The organism is Pseudoduganella sp. GW821-FHT11H04 (assembly GCF_058807935.1).
The window spans coordinates 341,836-356,682 of the sequence record NZ_JBXARE010000001.1 but is presented as its reverse complement, the minus strand read 5'-3'; the positions used below and the strand labels follow the sequence as shown (position 1 = coordinate 356,682).

The 14,847-nt window shown below is 60.3% G+C and carries 13 protein-coding genes; 6 read left to right on the top strand and 7 right to left on the bottom strand.

The genetic code is table 11. The annotated features are described in order from the left end of the window. Positions 1–2 precede the first annotated feature (2 nt). Together AC1RTP_RS01730 and AC1RTP_RS01725 are read left to right on the top strand one after the other, a co-directional pair. Positions 3–1,280, top strand: a complete 1,278-nt coding sequence (locus AC1RTP_RS01730) for a leucine-rich repeat-containing protein kinase family protein (protein ID WP_498604270.1) — start codon at positions 3–5, stop codon at positions 1,278–1,280. A gap of 154 nt (positions 1,281–1,434) precedes the next feature. Then, positions 1,435–3,483: a putative bifunctional diguanylate cyclase/phosphodiesterase gene (locus AC1RTP_RS01725; RefSeq protein WP_498604268.1), complete on the top strand. Its 2,049-nt coding sequence runs from the start codon at positions 1,435–1,437 to the stop codon at positions 3,481–3,483. Positions 3,484–3,533: 50 nt separating this feature from the next. Here the strand turns inward: AC1RTP_RS01725 and gltA are convergent, their stop codons facing one another. The 7 genes from gltA to AC1RTP_RS01690 form a co-directional block, all read right to left on the bottom strand. After that, positions 3,534–4,838: a citrate synthase gene (gene gltA, locus AC1RTP_RS01720; protein WP_498604267.1), complete on the bottom strand. Its 1,305-nt coding sequence runs from the start codon at positions 4,836–4,838 to the stop codon at positions 3,534–3,536. Positions 4,839–4,884: 46 nt separating this feature from the next. After that, entirely contained in the window at positions 4,885–5,166 is a 282-nt protein-coding gene (locus AC1RTP_RS01715; protein WP_498604266.1) for an FAD assembly factor SdhE, read from the bottom strand. Between the two features lie 7 nt (positions 5,167–5,173). Next, on the bottom strand, positions 5,174–5,884 hold the full coding sequence (locus tag AC1RTP_RS01710; RefSeq protein WP_055931466.1) for a succinate dehydrogenase iron-sulfur subunit: 711 nt from the start codon (positions 5,882–5,884) through the stop codon (positions 5,174–5,176). A 16-nt stretch (positions 5,885–5,900) separates the two neighbouring features. Next, on the bottom strand, positions 5,901–7,679 hold the full coding sequence (sdhA, locus tag AC1RTP_RS01705; RefSeq protein WP_498604265.1) for a succinate dehydrogenase flavoprotein subunit: 1,779 nt from the start codon (positions 7,677–7,679) through the stop codon (positions 5,901–5,903). 3 nt (positions 7,680–7,682) lie between these two features. Then, positions 7,683–8,048, bottom strand: coding sequence for a succinate dehydrogenase, hydrophobic membrane anchor protein (gene sdhD / locus AC1RTP_RS01700; protein ID WP_498604264.1), 366 nt, complete (start codon positions 8,046–8,048; stop codon positions 7,683–7,685). Continuing rightward, positions 8,049–8,471, bottom strand: coding sequence for a succinate dehydrogenase, cytochrome b556 subunit (sdhC, locus tag AC1RTP_RS01695; protein WP_498604263.1), 423 nt, complete (start codon positions 8,469–8,471; stop codon positions 8,049–8,051). Positions 8,472–8,598: 127 nt separating this feature from the next. Beyond that, positions 8,599–9,375 carry a GntR family transcriptional regulator gene (locus AC1RTP_RS01690; RefSeq protein WP_498604262.1) on the bottom strand — a complete coding sequence of 259 codons (777 nt, stop codon included), beginning with the start codon at positions 9,373–9,375 and terminating at the stop codon, positions 8,599–8,601. A 197-nt stretch (positions 9,376–9,572) separates the two neighbouring features. On the opposite strand from AC1RTP_RS01690, the gene AC1RTP_RS01685 reads away from it, so the two are divergent. The 4 genes from AC1RTP_RS01685 to acnA all read left to right on the top strand — a co-directional run bounded on the left by AC1RTP_RS01685 (position 9,573) and on the right by acnA (position 14,801). Further along, positions 9,573–10,562, top strand: a complete 990-nt coding sequence (locus AC1RTP_RS01685) for a malate dehydrogenase (protein WP_498604260.1) — start codon at positions 9,573–9,575, stop codon at positions 10,560–10,562. Positions 10,563–10,658: 96 nt separating this feature from the next. Further along, a complete protein-coding gene (locus AC1RTP_RS01680; protein WP_498604885.1) occupies positions 10,659–11,660 on the top strand; it encodes an HpcH/HpaI aldolase/citrate lyase family protein in 1,002 nt (333 codons plus the stop codon). Then, positions 11,660–12,076 carry a hypothetical protein gene (locus AC1RTP_RS01675; protein WP_498604259.1) on the top strand — a complete coding sequence of 139 codons (417 nt, stop codon included), beginning with the start codon at positions 11,660–11,662 and terminating at the stop codon, positions 12,074–12,076. The genes AC1RTP_RS01680 and AC1RTP_RS01675 overlap by 1 nt, the downstream gene beginning before the upstream one ends. Positions 12,077–12,092: 16 nt before the next feature. Beyond that, positions 12,093–14,801: an aconitate hydratase AcnA gene (gene acnA / locus AC1RTP_RS01670; RefSeq protein ID WP_498604258.1), complete on the top strand. Its 2,709-nt coding sequence runs from the start codon at positions 12,093–12,095 to the stop codon at positions 14,799–14,801. Positions 14,802–14,847 lie beyond the last annotated feature (46 nt).

Here is a 14,847-nt window from a genome sequence, read left to right as displayed (position 1 = left end):
GGATGCAAACCCTGGAACAATTGCGCGCCGGCGAACTGGCCGGCGCCGTGCGGCTTCAACTGCGCTGTGGCCTGACCGAATTCCCTCGCGAGATTTTCGAACTCGCCGATACACTGGAAATCCTCGACCTTTCCGGCAACCAGCTGATATCCCTGCCCGGCGATTTGCCGCGCCTGCATCGCTTGCGCATCATCTTCTGCTCGGACAATCCATTCACCGAACTGCCGGAAGTACTCGGCCGCTGCCCCTCGCTAACAATGATCGGCTTCAAGGCCTGCCAGATCGCGGCCGTCCCCGCAGCCGCCCTGCCCGCCCGCCTGCGCTGGCTGATCCTGACCGACAACCGCATCGAACAACTGCCCGCTGAAATCGGCCAATGCGCTGATATGCAGAAGCTCATGTTGTCCGGGAATCGCTTGCACAGTCTGCCGCCGGAGCTGGCCAGTTGCAGCAAGCTCGAATTACTGCGCATCGCATCCAACCGCCTGCCGAAACTGCCGGAATGGCTCCTGGCGATACCGCGCCTGACCTGGCTGGCCTGCGCAGGCAATCCGTTCAACGAAGCGCCTTCCGTCAGGTCGCCGCAGGTCCGCAACATCAGCTGGAACGAGCTGCAACTCCAGCACAAACTTGGGGAAGGCGCGTCAGGCATCATCCACCAGGCCATTTTGGACGGCGTCACCGTTGCGGTGAAGGTCTACAAAGGCACGATGACCAGCGACGGCTCGCCCGCTCACGAAATGGCCGCCTGCATAGGTGCCGGCCAGCATCCCAACCTAATCCCCGTGCTTGGCACCATCCCCGATCACCCCGAGCGCCTGCCGGCACTCGTCATGCCGCTCATGGACCCGAGCCTGCGTAACCTGGCCGGCCCACCGAGCTTCACCACCTGCACGCGCGACGTCTACGCGGACAACCAGCAATTCAGCGCCGCGACGCTGCTCAGAATCGCACGCGGCATCGCCTCCGCCGCCGCCCATCTGCACGCGCAAGGCATCATGCACGGTGACCTGTATGCCCACAACATCCTGAACTGCGACAAAGGTAATGCAGTATTGGGCGACTTCGGCGGCGCCTCGATGTTCGAGCCTGGCACCGATCTCGCAGCCGCTTTACAGCGCCTGGAAGTCAGGGCTTTCGGCTGCCTGCTGGAAGAATTGCTTGAGCGCTGCGACGATCACCTGCCACTACTGCAAGATCTGGCAATGGCCTGCCTGCAGCCTAAGCCAAACACACGCCCCACTTTCGCAGAGGCCGCAGCGCGGCTGAACCAAATCTAAATCTGTATATTTCAAAACGGCATCAACAGCGCGTCACGGCTCCCAAATTTGAAGCAAACTAGTCCCTTGCAGCAAACTCGCGGGCAGACATTCCGGCAGTCACCGCAAGTTACCAGGCCGGCACTAACAATACTTATAAATAAGTGGGGAAGGCATGGACGACACAGGCGAGGACCCGGCCAGGATGGTCGGGGCCGCCGCATTGGCCGATGTTATGCATTTGCTGGCGGGGCCCTTCTATCTCATCGATGAGGCTGGCCACTTCATTTTATGGAACCGGCAGCTTGAACAACTGACGGGACTGCCCGCCGCCGAGATACGCCGCATCCATATGCTGGAATTGGTGGCCCCGGCCGACCGGCCCAAAGTAGCCGAAGCATTTTGCAGCGCCATGCAGCAGGAAGGCCAGGTGCAGGTCGATGCATGCCTGCAACTGGACGGGGGCAGCGTGCCCTACCTGCTGTGGGGTACGCGCTTGCTGGCCCAAGGGCACAGCTACCTGTGCGGCATGGGTATGGACCTGACGAGCCAGGCGCGCCAGCGCAGCGATCTCGACTTGTGCAAGCGCGCGCTGGATGCAGCCAGCAACGGTATCGTGATCACCCGCTGCGAAGGACGCGAGAACCCGATCGAATACGTCAACCCTGCATTCGAACGCATTTCCGGTTATTCATCCGCCGAAGTGATCGGACGCGACTCGCGCTTCATGGCGGCGCCGGGGCTCGACGACACCCAGCGCGCCGAACTGCATGTGGCGATCCGCCAGCAACGTGCCGCCACAACGGTATTTCGCAATCGCCGCAAGAACGGCGAAAAGTTCTGGAACCAGCTGACGATTACCCCGGTGCGCGATGGCGCCAGCCAGGTCAGTCATTACATCGGAATTCTCGAAGACATTACCGCCCTCAAAGAACGGACCACACAACTGGAGTACCAGGTCACGCACGACCCCATGACTGGTCTTGCCAACCGCACCTTGCTGACGGATCGCCTGGACCAGGCATTGCACAGCGCGGAACGAGCGCAGCGCCAGGTCGCATTGGTGCTGCTGGACCTGAACAAATTCAAGCAGATCAACGACACCATGGGCCACGATGCCGGCGACGACGTGCTGCGCCAGGTGGCGGCCCGCCTGTGCTCCGCGGTGCGCGAAACCGATACGGTCGCCAGGCTGGGCGGCGACGAATTCGTCCTGGTCCTTGCCGGGCAGCCCTCTCTGCGCCATATCCTGCAATCGCTGGACCGGGTGCGGCGGGCCCTCGCCGGGCCGCTGACGGTCTGCGGCCGCAAAATGTCGGTCGGGGCAAGCATGGGGGTCGCTCTCTTCCCGCAGGACGGCCGGGACCAATCCGCACTGCTGAAGGCCGCGGACGCCGCCATGTATACCGGCAAATGCGGCGGTCCGGATGCCATCCATTTTTACTCGCAGGAGATCGCGGCCACCCAGCAAGCGCGCCAGAATTCCGAAGCAGCATTGAAAGCCGCCCTCGAATGCGACCAGATTTTCCTGATGTACCAGCCGAACGTTTGCGTCCGCACCGGCAAGCTGCAAGGCCTGGAAGCGCTGCTGCGCTGGCGCCATCCGGTGCGCGGCGAGCTGTTGCCGGCCGACTTCCTGCCGGAGGCCGAAGAAAATGGCTTGATCATTCCATTGGGACGGCGGGTCTTGGAAGATGTGCTGCAAACATTGACTCGGCTCGACGAAATCGGCTACGAGGACATCCCCATTTCCATCAATTCGTGCAGCCGCGAATTCAGCCAGCGCGAATACCTGCCGCATATTGCCCAGCGCCTGAAATTCCATGGCGCCGCGCCAGGCCGCCTCTCGCTGGAAGTGCGCGAGTCGCAATTCATGGGCAACCCCGACGAGGCCCGGCGCCTGGCGCGCGGCGCCGAGGAGCTGGGCATTGGCCTCGCCTTGGACGAATTCGGAGGGGGGCCGTCGAATTGGAATTGCCTGGCCGCGCTGCCTATCGCCCACCTCAAGATGCCGGCGCTGTCGATCCAGCCCAACGGCGCACTGGCGCGTTCGATCCTGGACCTGGGCCATCACCTCAAGATCGACGTGATCGCGACCGGCGTTGAAAATAATACCCAGCACCAGTTCCTCTCGTCCCATGGCTGCGCCGGCATGCAGGGCCGTTTCGTCAGCGCCCCGCTACCGCGCCCGGCGCTGGAAGAATGGCTGCATAAACCGCGCTGACAAAAAAAAAAGCGAGCCGAAGCTCGCTTTTGCCGGAAAGGCGGCAAGGATTACTTGCGGTCTTTCAGAGGAGGTACGTCGCGCACTGCGGAGCCGACGAACAGCTGGCGTGGGCGGCCGATCTTCTGCTCTGGGTCGGCGATCATTTCGTTCCACTGGGCGATCCAGCCGATGGTACGGGCCATGGCGAAGATACCGGTGAACAGGGACACTGGGATGCCCAGGGCCGACTGCACGATACCGGAGTAGAAGTCCACGTTCGGGTACAGCTTGCGGGAGACGAAGTATTCGTCGTTCAGCGCAATCTTTTCCAGTTCCATGGCCAGCTTGAACAGTGGGTCGTCTTGCAGGCCCAATTCGTTCAGCACTTCGTGGCAGGTTTCGCGCATCAGCTTCGCACGTGGGTCGAAGTTCTTGTACACGCGGTGACCGAAGCCCATCAGCTTGACGCCGGAGTTCTTGTCTTTCACCTGAGCGATGAATGCTGGAATCTTGTCGACGGAGCCGATTTCTTTCAGCATGTTCAATGCAGCTTCGTTCGCGCCGCCGTGGGCAGGGCCCCACAGGCAGGCGATACCGGCAGCGATACAGGCGAACGGGTTGGCGCCCGACGAACCGGCCAGACGGACGGTGGAGGTCGAAGCGTTCTGCTCGTGGTCTGCGTGCAGGATCAGGATGCGGTCCAGGGCGCGCACCAGCACGTCGTTGACTTTGTACTCTTCGCATGGATTGCCGAACATCATGCGCATGAAGTTGGCGGAGTACGACAGGTCGTTGCGTGGGTACACGAATGGCTGGCCAACCGAGTACTTGTATGCCATGGCGACCAGGGTCGGCAGCTTGGCGATCAGGCGGATGGCCGAGATTTCACGCTGCTTGGCATCGTTGATGTCCAGCGAGTCGTGGTAGAACGATGCCAGCGCGCCGACGGTACCAACCAGTACCGACATCGGGTGCGCATCGCGGCGGAAGCCGCGGAAGAAGAATTGCATCTGCTCGTGGACCATGGTGTGCTTGGTCACGGTATCGACGAACTGCTTCTTTTGCACTGCGTTCGGCAGGTCGCCGTTCAGCAGCAGGTAGCACGATTCCATGAAGTCGGCGTTCACGGCCAGTTGCTCGATCGGGTAGCCGCGGTATTGCAGCTCGCCCTTGTCACCGTCGATGTAGGTGATGGAGGAGTTGCACGACGCGGTCGACATGAAGCCTGGGTCGTAGGTGAATTTGCCGGTGGCGCCGTACAGCTTGCGGATGTCGATGACGTCCGGGCCTACGGTGCCCTTGTAGATCGGCATTTCTACCGATGCACTGCCGTCGGAAAACGATAGGGTAGCTTTGGTTTCAGAGATGTTCATGGGCTCTTCCTTTAGGAGAGATGCAGCAAATAAAAAAACTTTTAACTCAGGCTTGGCGCAGGCGAGCCAGCAACGCATGTACATGCGGCAGGTCTACTTCGCCTTCCGGCTCCTTACGGGCCAAGACCAGATCCATCAGTGCATTGTCCGACAAATCGAGGAGTCGCGTGAAAGCGTCCACTTCTTCGTCGGTCAATTCAGCCTCGTGCGCATCAAGGAAACGAGTCAGGATAATGTCGTTTTCCAGCAGGCCCCGTCGCGCGCGCCAGCGTAGGCGCGCACGGTTGGTCGGATCGGCCTGGTGCGCTCGTTTTTCGAGTTCCGCCATTTTTTAATTAAATCGCGCGGCGAACCATCAGTTCCTTGATCTTGCCGATGGCCTTGTTCGGATTCAGGCCTTTCGGGCACACATCGACGCAGTTCATGATCGAGTGGCAACGGAACAGTCGATATGGGTCTTCCAGGTTGTCCAGGCGCTCGCCGGTGGCTTCGTCGCGCGAGTCGGCGATGAAGCGGTAGGCTTGCAGCAGGCCGGCCGGGCCGACGAACTTGTCCGGGTTCCACCAGAACGATGGGCAGGAAGTCGAACAGCAGGCGCACAGGATGCACTCGTACAGGCCATCCAGTTCTTCGCGTTCCGCCGGCGACTGCAGGCGCTCTTTCTCTGGAGGGATAGAGTCGTTGATCAGGAACGGCTTGATCGAGTGGTATTGCTTGAAGAACTGGGTCATGTCGACGATCAGGTCGCGCACCACCGGCAGGCCTGGCAGCGGGCGCAGCACGATAGGCTCGCTCAGCTCGTTCAGGTTGGTGGTGCAGGCCAGGCCGTTCTTGCCGTTGATGTTCATGGCGTCGGAACCGCACACGCCTTCGCGGCAGGAGCGGCGCAGCGACAGCGAGTCATCCACGTCGGACTTGATGCGCTGCAGTGCGTCCAGCAGCATCTTGTCGGTATCTTTCAGCTCGACCGTCAGGTCTTGCATGTACGGCTTGGCGTCCTTGTCCGGATCGTAACGGTAAATCTTGAATTTGAGAGTGCGTGCCATGTTGTGAGGCCCTTGCTTAGAAAGTGCGTGGTTTCGGTTTGAAGGTATCAACCGTCAGCGGTTTGGTGACGACAGCCTTGTATTCCAGGCGGTTGCCTTCCGAGAACCACAGCGTGTGCTTCATCCAGTTTTCATCGTCGCGTTGCGGGTGGTCGTCCTGGGCGTGGGCGCCGCGGGATTCTTTACGCGCGTTGGCGGAGACGATGGTCGCTTTTGCGGTTTCGATCAGGTTGTCCAGTTCCAGCGCTTCGACGCGGGCGGTGTTGAACACCTTGGACTTATCGTTGTACGAAACGTGCTTGCGGCGCTCGTCCAACTTCAGGATCTCTTCCACACCCTTGGCCAGCATTTCGTCGGTACGGAACACGCCGCAGTACTTCTGCATAGTGGCGCGGATGTCGTTGGCGACGTCTTGTACGCGCTCGCCACCGGTGGAGGTTTCCAGGTGGTTCAGGCGGTTCATTGCGAAGTCGGAAGCATCCTTCGGCAGAGGCTTGTTTTCCTTCTGCTTCAAGTTCTGTGCCACCACGTGGTTGCCGGCTGCGCGGCCGAACACCACCAGGTCCAGCAGGGAGTTGGTGCCCAGGCGGTTTGCACCGTGCACGGAGACGCAGGCGCATTCGCCAATGGCGTACAGGCCGTTCACAATCTTCTGGCTGCCGTCGCCGTTAGGCACGACCACCTGGCCGTGGATATTGGTCGGGATACCGCCCATCTGGTAGTGGATGGTCGGCACGACTGGGATTGGTTCCTTGGTCGCGTCGACGTTGGCGAACTTGTGGCCGATTTCCAGGATGGATGGCAGGCGCTTCTGGATGGTCTCGGAGCCGATGTGGCGCAGGTCCAGCAGAACGTGGTCTTTATTAGGACCGCAGCCGCGGCCTTCCTTGATTTCCTGGTCCATGGAGCGGGACACGAAGTCGCGCGGCGCCAGGTCTTTCAGGGTCGGAGCATAGCGCTCCATGAAGCGTTCGCCGTTCGAGTTGATCAGGATGCCGCCTTCGCCGCGCACGCCTTCGGTGATCAGAACGCCCGCGCCGGACACGCCGGTCGGGTGGAACTGCCAGAATTCCATGTCTTGCAGCGGCAGGCCGGCACGTGCCGCCATACCCATGCCGTCACCGGTGTTGATGAAGGCGTTGGTCGATGCTGCGAAGATGCGGCCTGCGCCGCCGGTTGCGAAGATGGTGGTCTTGGCTTCCAGGATCATGCATTCGCCGGTTTCCATTTCCAGGGCCACCACGCCAACGACGTCGCCGTCGGCATCGCGCACCAGGTCCAGGGCCATCCACTCAACGAAGAAGTGGGTGCGGGCGCGCACGTTGCGCTGGTACAGGGTGTGCAGCAGTGCGTGGCCGGTACGGTCAGCCGCGGCGCAGGCGCGCTGCACTGGCTTCTCGCCCAGGTTCGCGGTGTGGCCGCCGAACGGACGCTGGTAAATGGTGCCGTCCGGGTTACGGTCGAAAGGCATGCCGAAGTGTTCCAGCTCGTAGACGACTTTCGGTGCTTCGCGGCACATGAATTCAATCGCATCCTGGTCGCCGAGATAGTCGCCACCTTTGACGGTGTCGAACATGTGCCAGTACCAGTTGTCTTCCGACATATTGCCCAGCGAGGCGCCGATGCCGCCCTGCGCTGCCACGGTGTGGGAGCGGGTTGGGAACACCTTGGACAGCACGGCCACGTTCAGGCCGGCTTCCGCCAGTTGCAGGGAGGCGCGCATGCCGGAACCGCCGGCGCCAACGATTACCGCGTCGAAGCGGCGGGTAGGGATTGCAGATTTAATAGCTGCCACGATTTACACACTCCACAGAATTTGCAGCGACCAGGCGGCGCAGGCGATCAGCCAGCCAATGGTTGCGATTTGCAGGAACAGGCGCAGGCCGACCGGCTTGATGTAGTCCATCCAGATGTCACGGATGCCGACCCAGGCGTGGTAGAACAACGCCAGCAGGGTCACTGCGCTGAACAGCTTGAACCACTGCTGCGCGAACAGGCCCGCCCAGCCTTCGTACGACGGGGTCGACGAAGTAAAGATCAGGAAGAACAGGACGGCGGTGTACACCACCATCAGCACGGCGGTCACACGCTGGACCAGCCAATCCTTGACGCCGTAGTGGGCGCCGACAACCAGGCGTTTTGGGCCGATGTTATTGTTAGCCATTTAGAACACTCCAAACAATTTCAGTGCGACCAGCGCGGTCACGACGACGGTGATCACAACCACGGTGGTGGCGGACTTGCGCGCGGAATCCTTGTCCAGGCCGACGTGGGTGTCCATGATCAGGTGGCGTACGCCAGCGCAGAAGTGCTGGGTGTAGCCCCAGACCAGGGCCAGCATGACCAGCTTGGCGATTGGGTGGGAGGCGATCTGCATGAAGTGCGCGAAGGTGTACTCGGAGCGCAGGGATTCCTGCAGCAGGTACAGCACGAACGGCAACAGCAGGAACATCAAGGCGCCGCTGATGCGGTGCAAGATGGAGACGATGCCGGCCATCGGCAGTCGGTAGTTCATCAGATCCGTAACGTGGATGTTACGGAATTCTGGCCGCTCTTTTTTTGGGGTTTCCCGCACGGCTTCAGTCATATACAACCTCCCTATGCTTTATTACAAATGAATTGCCAAACTTGGCGAAACTGCGATTTTCGCCGATTTTTGCTGTTCAGACCAATATGTATTCTTACATATCACCAAAATATTATTGCGCTGCACCTTAACTGAGATCATTTTGATAATGATGCCGTTCGGTCAAATACAAACCGCGGCGCAGCTCCACCGGCTTGTCGCCGTAAGTGAAGGAAACGCGCTCGGCGCACAGCAAAGGCGTACCTGCCGCAATTTTCAGCAGCCCGGCATCGCCCTCTTCTGCGCAGACGGCACGGATCTTTTCTTCCGCACGGATCATGCGGGTACCAAATTCAGATTCGAACAGGCCGTACATCGGGCCTTTGTATTCATTCAGGCGTTCCGCCGTCAGGCCTTTGAAGATCACGCCAGGCAGCCAGAGTTCTTCCACGATGGTCGGCACGGCGTCGAAACTTTGCACGCGCTTGATATAGACCACGGCGTCGCCCGATTTCAAATCGAGCAGGCGCGCCACTTCGGCCGGCGCGCGCAGGCGTTTGACTTCAATAAACCGGGATTCCGGATAGTGCGGCACACCTTCGTCCGGCACCAGGCGCAGGAAGCGGAAGTGGGCCCGGGCCTCATGGTGGGTGGACACGAAAGTGCCCTTGCCCTGCTTGCGCACCACCAGGTTTTCGGCAGCCAGTTCGTCGATCGCCTTGCGTACGGTGCCCTGGCTGACCTTGAAGCGGTTTGCCAGTTCGACTTCGCTGGGGATCATCTCACCGGGCTTCCATTCACCCGATTGCAGGCCCTGGGTAATCAGGCCTTTGATCTGCTGGTACAGGGGAGAAAAAGTCGGGGACGGAGCGCCGGCCGCACCTAAGGCGTCAGAAGTGGTCTGGTTGGGCGTGACGGGATTCATAGCCCGCTATTCCACCACATCCAACCCTCTACGTCCAGAAAAATCCTATAACTTATATGTCTTATATAAGACATAAGATAGGATTGACACGAAGCCAACGGAAGCCTAAACTCGCCGTCGAAGCTGGTCTGCCCCGACTTAAATTGTCGTATCATTACGAGCTTACACCGTTTTCACGTCCACTTTGGAGATTCACCATGGCTAAAACCCCAATGCGTGTTGCCGTAACCGGCGCCGCCGGCCAGATCGGCTATTCCCTGCTGTTCCGTATCGCCAACGGCGACATGCTGGGCAAAGACCAGCCAGTCATCCTGCAACTGCTGGAAATCCCTGACGAGAAGGCCCAGAAAGCGCTGAAAGGCGTGATGATGGAGATCGACGACTGCGCATTCCCGCTGGTCGCCGGCATGACTGCCCACTCTGACCCAATGACCGCTTTCAAGGACGCAGACGTTGCCCTGCTGGTTGGCGCACGTCCACGCGGCCCAGGCATGGAGCGTAAAGACCTGCTGGAAGCCAACGCACAGATCTTCACCGTGCAAGGCAAGGCGCTGGACGCTGTCGCTTCGCGCAACATCAAGGTTCTGGTTGTGGGCAACCCAGCCAACACCAACGCCTACATCGCAATGAAGTCTGCTCCTTCCCTGCCAGCGAAGAACTTCACCGCCATGCTGCGCCTGGACCACAACCGCGCCCTGTCCCAGGTCGCCGCCAAGACCGGCAAGGCCGTCAAGGACATCGAAAAGCTGTGCGTATGGGGCAACCACTCCCCAACCATGTACGCCGACTACCGTTTCGCGACCATCGCCGGCGCATCGGTCAAGGACATGATCAACGACCAGGAATGGAACGCCAACACCTTCCTGCCAACCGTGGGCAAGCGCGGCGCAGCGATCATCGAAGCACGCGGCCTGTCCTCGGCAGCTTCCGCAGCCTCGGCAGCGATCGACCACGTGCGTGACTGGGTACTGGGCACCAACGGCAAGTGGACCACCATGGGTATCCCTTCCGACGGCTCCTACGGCATCCCTGAAGGCACCATGTTCGGCTTCCCAGTGACCTGCGAAAACGGCGAATACAAAATCGTCCAGGGCCTGGAAATCGACGCATTCTCGCAAGAGCGCATCAACATCACGCTGAAGGAACTGACCGAAGAGCGTGAAGGCGTTAAGCACTTGCTGCCGTAATATCGTCTGACTACTGTGGACCCGGTAAAACCACCGATCCGCCGTACCCGCCGCGCTGCCGAGGGCAGCGCGGCTGCTGTTTCACCTAACGTACCAATGCATCCATCCGAGGTTTTATTCCAGGGCACACGCCAGCCGCTTCTGCTTCCTTCCTGCGACCACTATGCAGGCAATGAGAAGCTGATGCGCAAATCCATGGCCCTGCAACAAGAGCTTGGTCCCCTGTTCGACATCACTTTCGATTGCGAGGACGGCGCTGCCGCCGGCAACGAAGAATCGCACGCCAAGCTGGTCGCCCTGCTGCTGCTGGACGAATCCAACCAGTTCAACCGCATCGGCGCCCGTGTGCACGATGTCAACAGCCCATATTTCGAGCGCGACGTCGAAATCATCTGCACCGAAGCGGGCCACAAGCTGGCCTATATCGTGGTGCCAAAGCCGGAGAGCGTGCAGGAAGTCGCGCGCGCCATCGATGTTGTCAATAAATACTCGGCCAAGTCCGGCCGCAACAAGCCGGTGCCGGTGCATGTGCTGATCGAGACCCACGGCGCCCTGCGCGACGTGCACGATATCGCCGCCCTGCTCCAGGTTGAATGCCTGTCCTTCGGCATCATGGATTTCGTATCGGCCCACTACGGCGCCGTGCCGGGCAGCGCCATGCGCACACCGGGCCAGTTCACCCACCCGCTGGTGGTGCGCGCCAAGCTGGAAATCGCCGCCGCCTGCCATGCACACGGCAAGGTGCCCTCGCATAACGTGACCACTGACATCAAGGACTCCGCCGTCGTGGCCACCGATGCCCAGCGCGCCGCCGCGGAATTCGGTTTCACGCGCATGTGGAGCATCCATCCGAGCCAGATAAAACCTGTCATAAAAGCATTTACTCCGCGTGCATCCGAAGTCAATGAGGCCGCAACCATCCTGCATGAGGCAGAGAAGGTACAGTGGGGCCCGATTAGCCAGCACGGACGCTTGCATGACAGAGCTAGCTATCGCTATTATTGGACGGTTCTGCAGCGAGCCAAGCTCGCAGGCCTGCCGCTGCCGGACTCCGTTGCCGCCCTTGTCGGGGCGGTTGAATCCAAAGGAGACCAATAATGTCGTATTTGAAACTGATCACCGCCTGCGCTATGGCGCTTGCCATTGCCGCCCCATCCGCACAAGCCGCACCTAAAAAAGCTGCCGCCAAACCTGCTGCCACCGCAAACGCCAACGCCGGCGAACCGGAATCGAGCGTCAAGGGCCAGACCGGCACCAGCTATTCCTGCGAACTGGGCAACAAAATCACCATTTACAACAGCGCCGATGATGAAAACAGCATCGTCATGCGCTGGAAAAATCGCCTGCACCGCCTGACTCGCGAAGCCACCACCACTGGTGCGCAGCGCTTCGAGAACAAGATTGCAGGCCTGATCTGGATCGGCATCCCTGCCAAGGGCATGCTGCTGGATTCGAAAGTGAACCGCCAACTGGCGAACGAATGCAAGACATCTGATCAAGCGCTCGGACTTTAATCAATAAGGAGAGGACATGTCCCGCAACACACTGAATACGCTTAAGGATTTCCCGATCGGGGGCAAGAAGGGTAAGTTCTACTCCCTGCCAGCCCTGGAAAAGGAACTGGGCGCCAAGATTTCCCGCCTGCCAGTATCGATTCGCGTCGTGCTGGAATCCGTTCTGCGTAACTGCGACGGTAAGAAAGTGACCGAAGAGCACGTCAAGCAGTTGGCTAACTGGGGCGCTACCGCTGCCCGCACCGACGAGATCCCATTCGTCGTAGCCCGCGTTGTGCTGCAGGACTTCACCGGCGTTCCGCTGCTGGCCGACCTGGCTGCCATGCGTAACGTCGCCTCCAAAATGGGCGTCAACCCTAAGAAAATCGAACCTCTGGTCCCAGTGGACCTGGTGGTCGACCACTCGGTCACCATCGACCACTTCCGCGAGCCTAAGGCCCTGGACCTGAACATGAAGCTGGAATTCTCGCGCAACAACGAGCGTTACCAGTTCATGAAGTGGGGCATGCAAGCCTTCGATACCTTCGGCGTGGTTCCTCCAGGCTTCGGTATCGTTCACCAGGTGAACCTGGAATACCTGGCACGCGGCGTGCACAATGCATCCGGCGTGTACTACCCTGACTCGCTGGTGGGCACCGACTCCCACACCACCATGATCAACGGTATCGGCGTTGTGGGCTGGGGCGTGGGCGGCATCGAGGCGGAAGCCGGCATGCTGGGCCAGCCAGTGTACTTCCTGACCCCGGACGTGATCGGCGTCAACCTGACCGGCGCGCTGCGCGAAGGCTGCACCGCAACCGACCTGGTGCTGACCATCACCGAAATGCTGCGTAAAGAAAAAGTCGTGGGCAAGTTCGTCGAGTTCTTCGGCGAAGGCACCGAGTCCCTGTCCGTGACCGACCGCGCAACCATCGCCAACATGGCGCCCGAATACGGCGCGACCATGGGCTTCTTCCCAGTCGACGACGCGACCATCGAATACTTCGAAGGCACCGGCCGCACCAAGGAAGAAATCGCTGCATTCCAGTCCTACTTCAAGGCACAGGGCATGTACGGCGTGCCGAAGAAGGGCGAAATCGACTTTACCCGCGAACTGCACCTGGACCTGTCCACCGTTGCACCGTCGCTGGCCGGTCCTAAGCGTCCGCAAGACCGTATCGAAATCGGCAACGTGAAGTCCACCTTCACCGACCTGTTCTCGAAGCCAACCAGCGACAATGGCTTCAACAAGAAGGCCGACGAACTGACCAAGACCTACACCACCAGCAATGGCGTGAACGTGAAGAACGGCGACGTTCTGATCGCTGCAATCACCTCCTGCACCAACACCTCGAACCCGAGCGTGCTGCTGGCAGCCGGCCTGCTTGCCAAGAAAGCTGTGGAAGCCGGCCTGACCGTTGCTCCGCACATCAAGTCGTCCCTGGCTCCAGGCTCCCGCGTTGTGACCGAGTACCTGACCGCCGCCGGCCTGCTGCCTTACCTGGAAAAACTGGGCTTCGGCGTGACCGCGTACGGCTGCACCACCTGCATCGGTAACGCTGGCGACCTGACCCCTGAACTGAACGCCACCATCACCGGCAACGACATCGTTGCTGCTGCCGTGCTGTCCGGCAACCGTAACTTTGAAGCGCGTATTCACCCGAACATCCGCTCCAACTTCCTGGCATCGCCACCGCTGGTCGTCGCTTACGCGATCGCCGGCAACGTGACCCGCGACCTGATGACCGAACCAGTCGGCCAGGGCAAGGATGGCAAGGACGTGTACCTGGGCGACATCTGGCCGACCTCGAAAGAGATCGCTGCCCTGATGAAGTTCGCGATGAACTCCAAGGTCTTCAAGTCCAACTACGCCGACGTCAAAGGCAACCCAGGCAAGCTGTGGGAAGCCGTGTCGTCGACCGAAGGCCAAGTGTACAACTGGCCTGATTCGACCTACATCGCCGAGCCGCCATTCTTCGACGGCTTCGAGATGAAACCGAAGGCAGCGGAAGCCGGCATCAAAGGCGCACGCGCGCTGGGCGTGTTCGGCGACTCCATCACCACCGACCACATCTCGCCAGCAGGCTCGATCAAGGAAGACGGCCCGGCAGGCAAGTGGCTGAAGGAAAACGGCGTGATGAAGGCCGACTTCAACTCCTACGGCTCGCGCCGCGGCAACCACGAGATCATGATGCGCGGCACCTTCGCCAACGTGCGTATCAAGAACAAGATGATCCCTGCCAAGGCCGACGGTTCCGCAGTTGAAGGCGGCATCACCCTGCACCAGCCATCGGGCGAACAACTGTCGATCTACGACGCAGCAATGCGCTACGTTGAAGAAGGCACCCCGACCATGATCTTCGGCGGCGAAGAATACGGTACCGGCTCCTCCCGTGACTGGGCGGCCAAGGGCACCCAGCTGCTGGGCGTGAAGGCAGTGATCTGCCGTTCCTTCGAGCGTATCCACCGTTCCAACCTGGTGGGCATGGGCGTGCTGCCGCTGCAATTCATCGGCAACGATTCCGTGGAATCGCTGGGCATCACCGGCAAGGGCGAAACCTACGACCTGAAGGGCCTGGAAGGCGAAATCAAGCCTCAACAGCAAGCTACCCTGGTGATTCACCGCGCTGACGGCTCGAGCAAAGAAGTGCAAGTGCTTCTGCGCATCGATACCCCAATCGAAGTGGACTACTACAAGCACGGCGGCATCCTGCCATTCGTGCTGCGCCAGCTGCTGGCTGCTTAATTTTCAGTCTCACCGAAACCAAAAACGCCGGGTTCGCCCGGCGTTT

Excerpts from the sequence above, each read along its gene's own strand:
- AC1RTP_RS01725 (WP_498604268.1), top strand. The coding sequence starts at position 1,435 with ATGGACGACACAGGCGAGGACCCGGCCAGGATGGTCGGGGCCGCCGCA.
- acnA (WP_498604258.1), top strand. The coding sequence starts at position 12,093 with ATGTCCCGCAACACACTGAATACGCTTAAGGATTTCCCGATCGGGGGC.
- sdhC (WP_498604263.1), bottom strand. The coding sequence starts at position 8,471 with ATGACTGAAGCCGTGCGGGAAACCCCAAAAAAAGAGCGGCCAGAATTC.
- AC1RTP_RS01730 (WP_498604270.1), top strand. The coding sequence starts at position 3 with ATGCAAACCCTGGAACAATTGCGCGCCGGCGAACTGGCCGGCGCCGTG.
- AC1RTP_RS01680 (WP_498604885.1), top strand. The coding sequence starts at position 10,659 with ATGCATCCATCCGAGGTTTTATTCCAGGGCACACGCCAGCCGCTTCTG.
- AC1RTP_RS01710 (WP_055931466.1), bottom strand. The coding sequence starts at position 5,884 with ATGGCACGCACTCTCAAATTCAAGATTTACCGTTACGATCCGGACAAG.
- AC1RTP_RS01685 (WP_498604260.1), top strand. The coding sequence starts at position 9,573 with ATGGCTAAAACCCCAATGCGTGTTGCCGTAACCGGCGCCGCCGGCCAG.
- sdhD (WP_498604264.1), bottom strand. The coding sequence starts at position 8,048 with ATGGCTAACAATAACATCGGCCCAAAACGCCTGGTTGTCGGCGCCCAC.
- AC1RTP_RS01690 (WP_498604262.1), bottom strand. The coding sequence starts at position 9,375 with ATGAATCCCGTCACGCCCAACCAGACCACTTCTGACGCCTTAGGTGCG.
- AC1RTP_RS01675 (WP_498604259.1), top strand. The coding sequence starts at position 11,660 with ATGTCGTATTTGAAACTGATCACCGCCTGCGCTATGGCGCTTGCCATT.
- AC1RTP_RS01715 (WP_498604266.1), bottom strand. The coding sequence starts at position 5,166 with ATGGCGGAACTCGAAAAACGAGCGCACCAGGCCGATCCGACCAACCGT.
- gltA (WP_498604267.1), bottom strand. The coding sequence starts at position 4,838 with ATGAACATCTCTGAAACCAAAGCTACCCTATCGTTTTCCGACGGCAGT.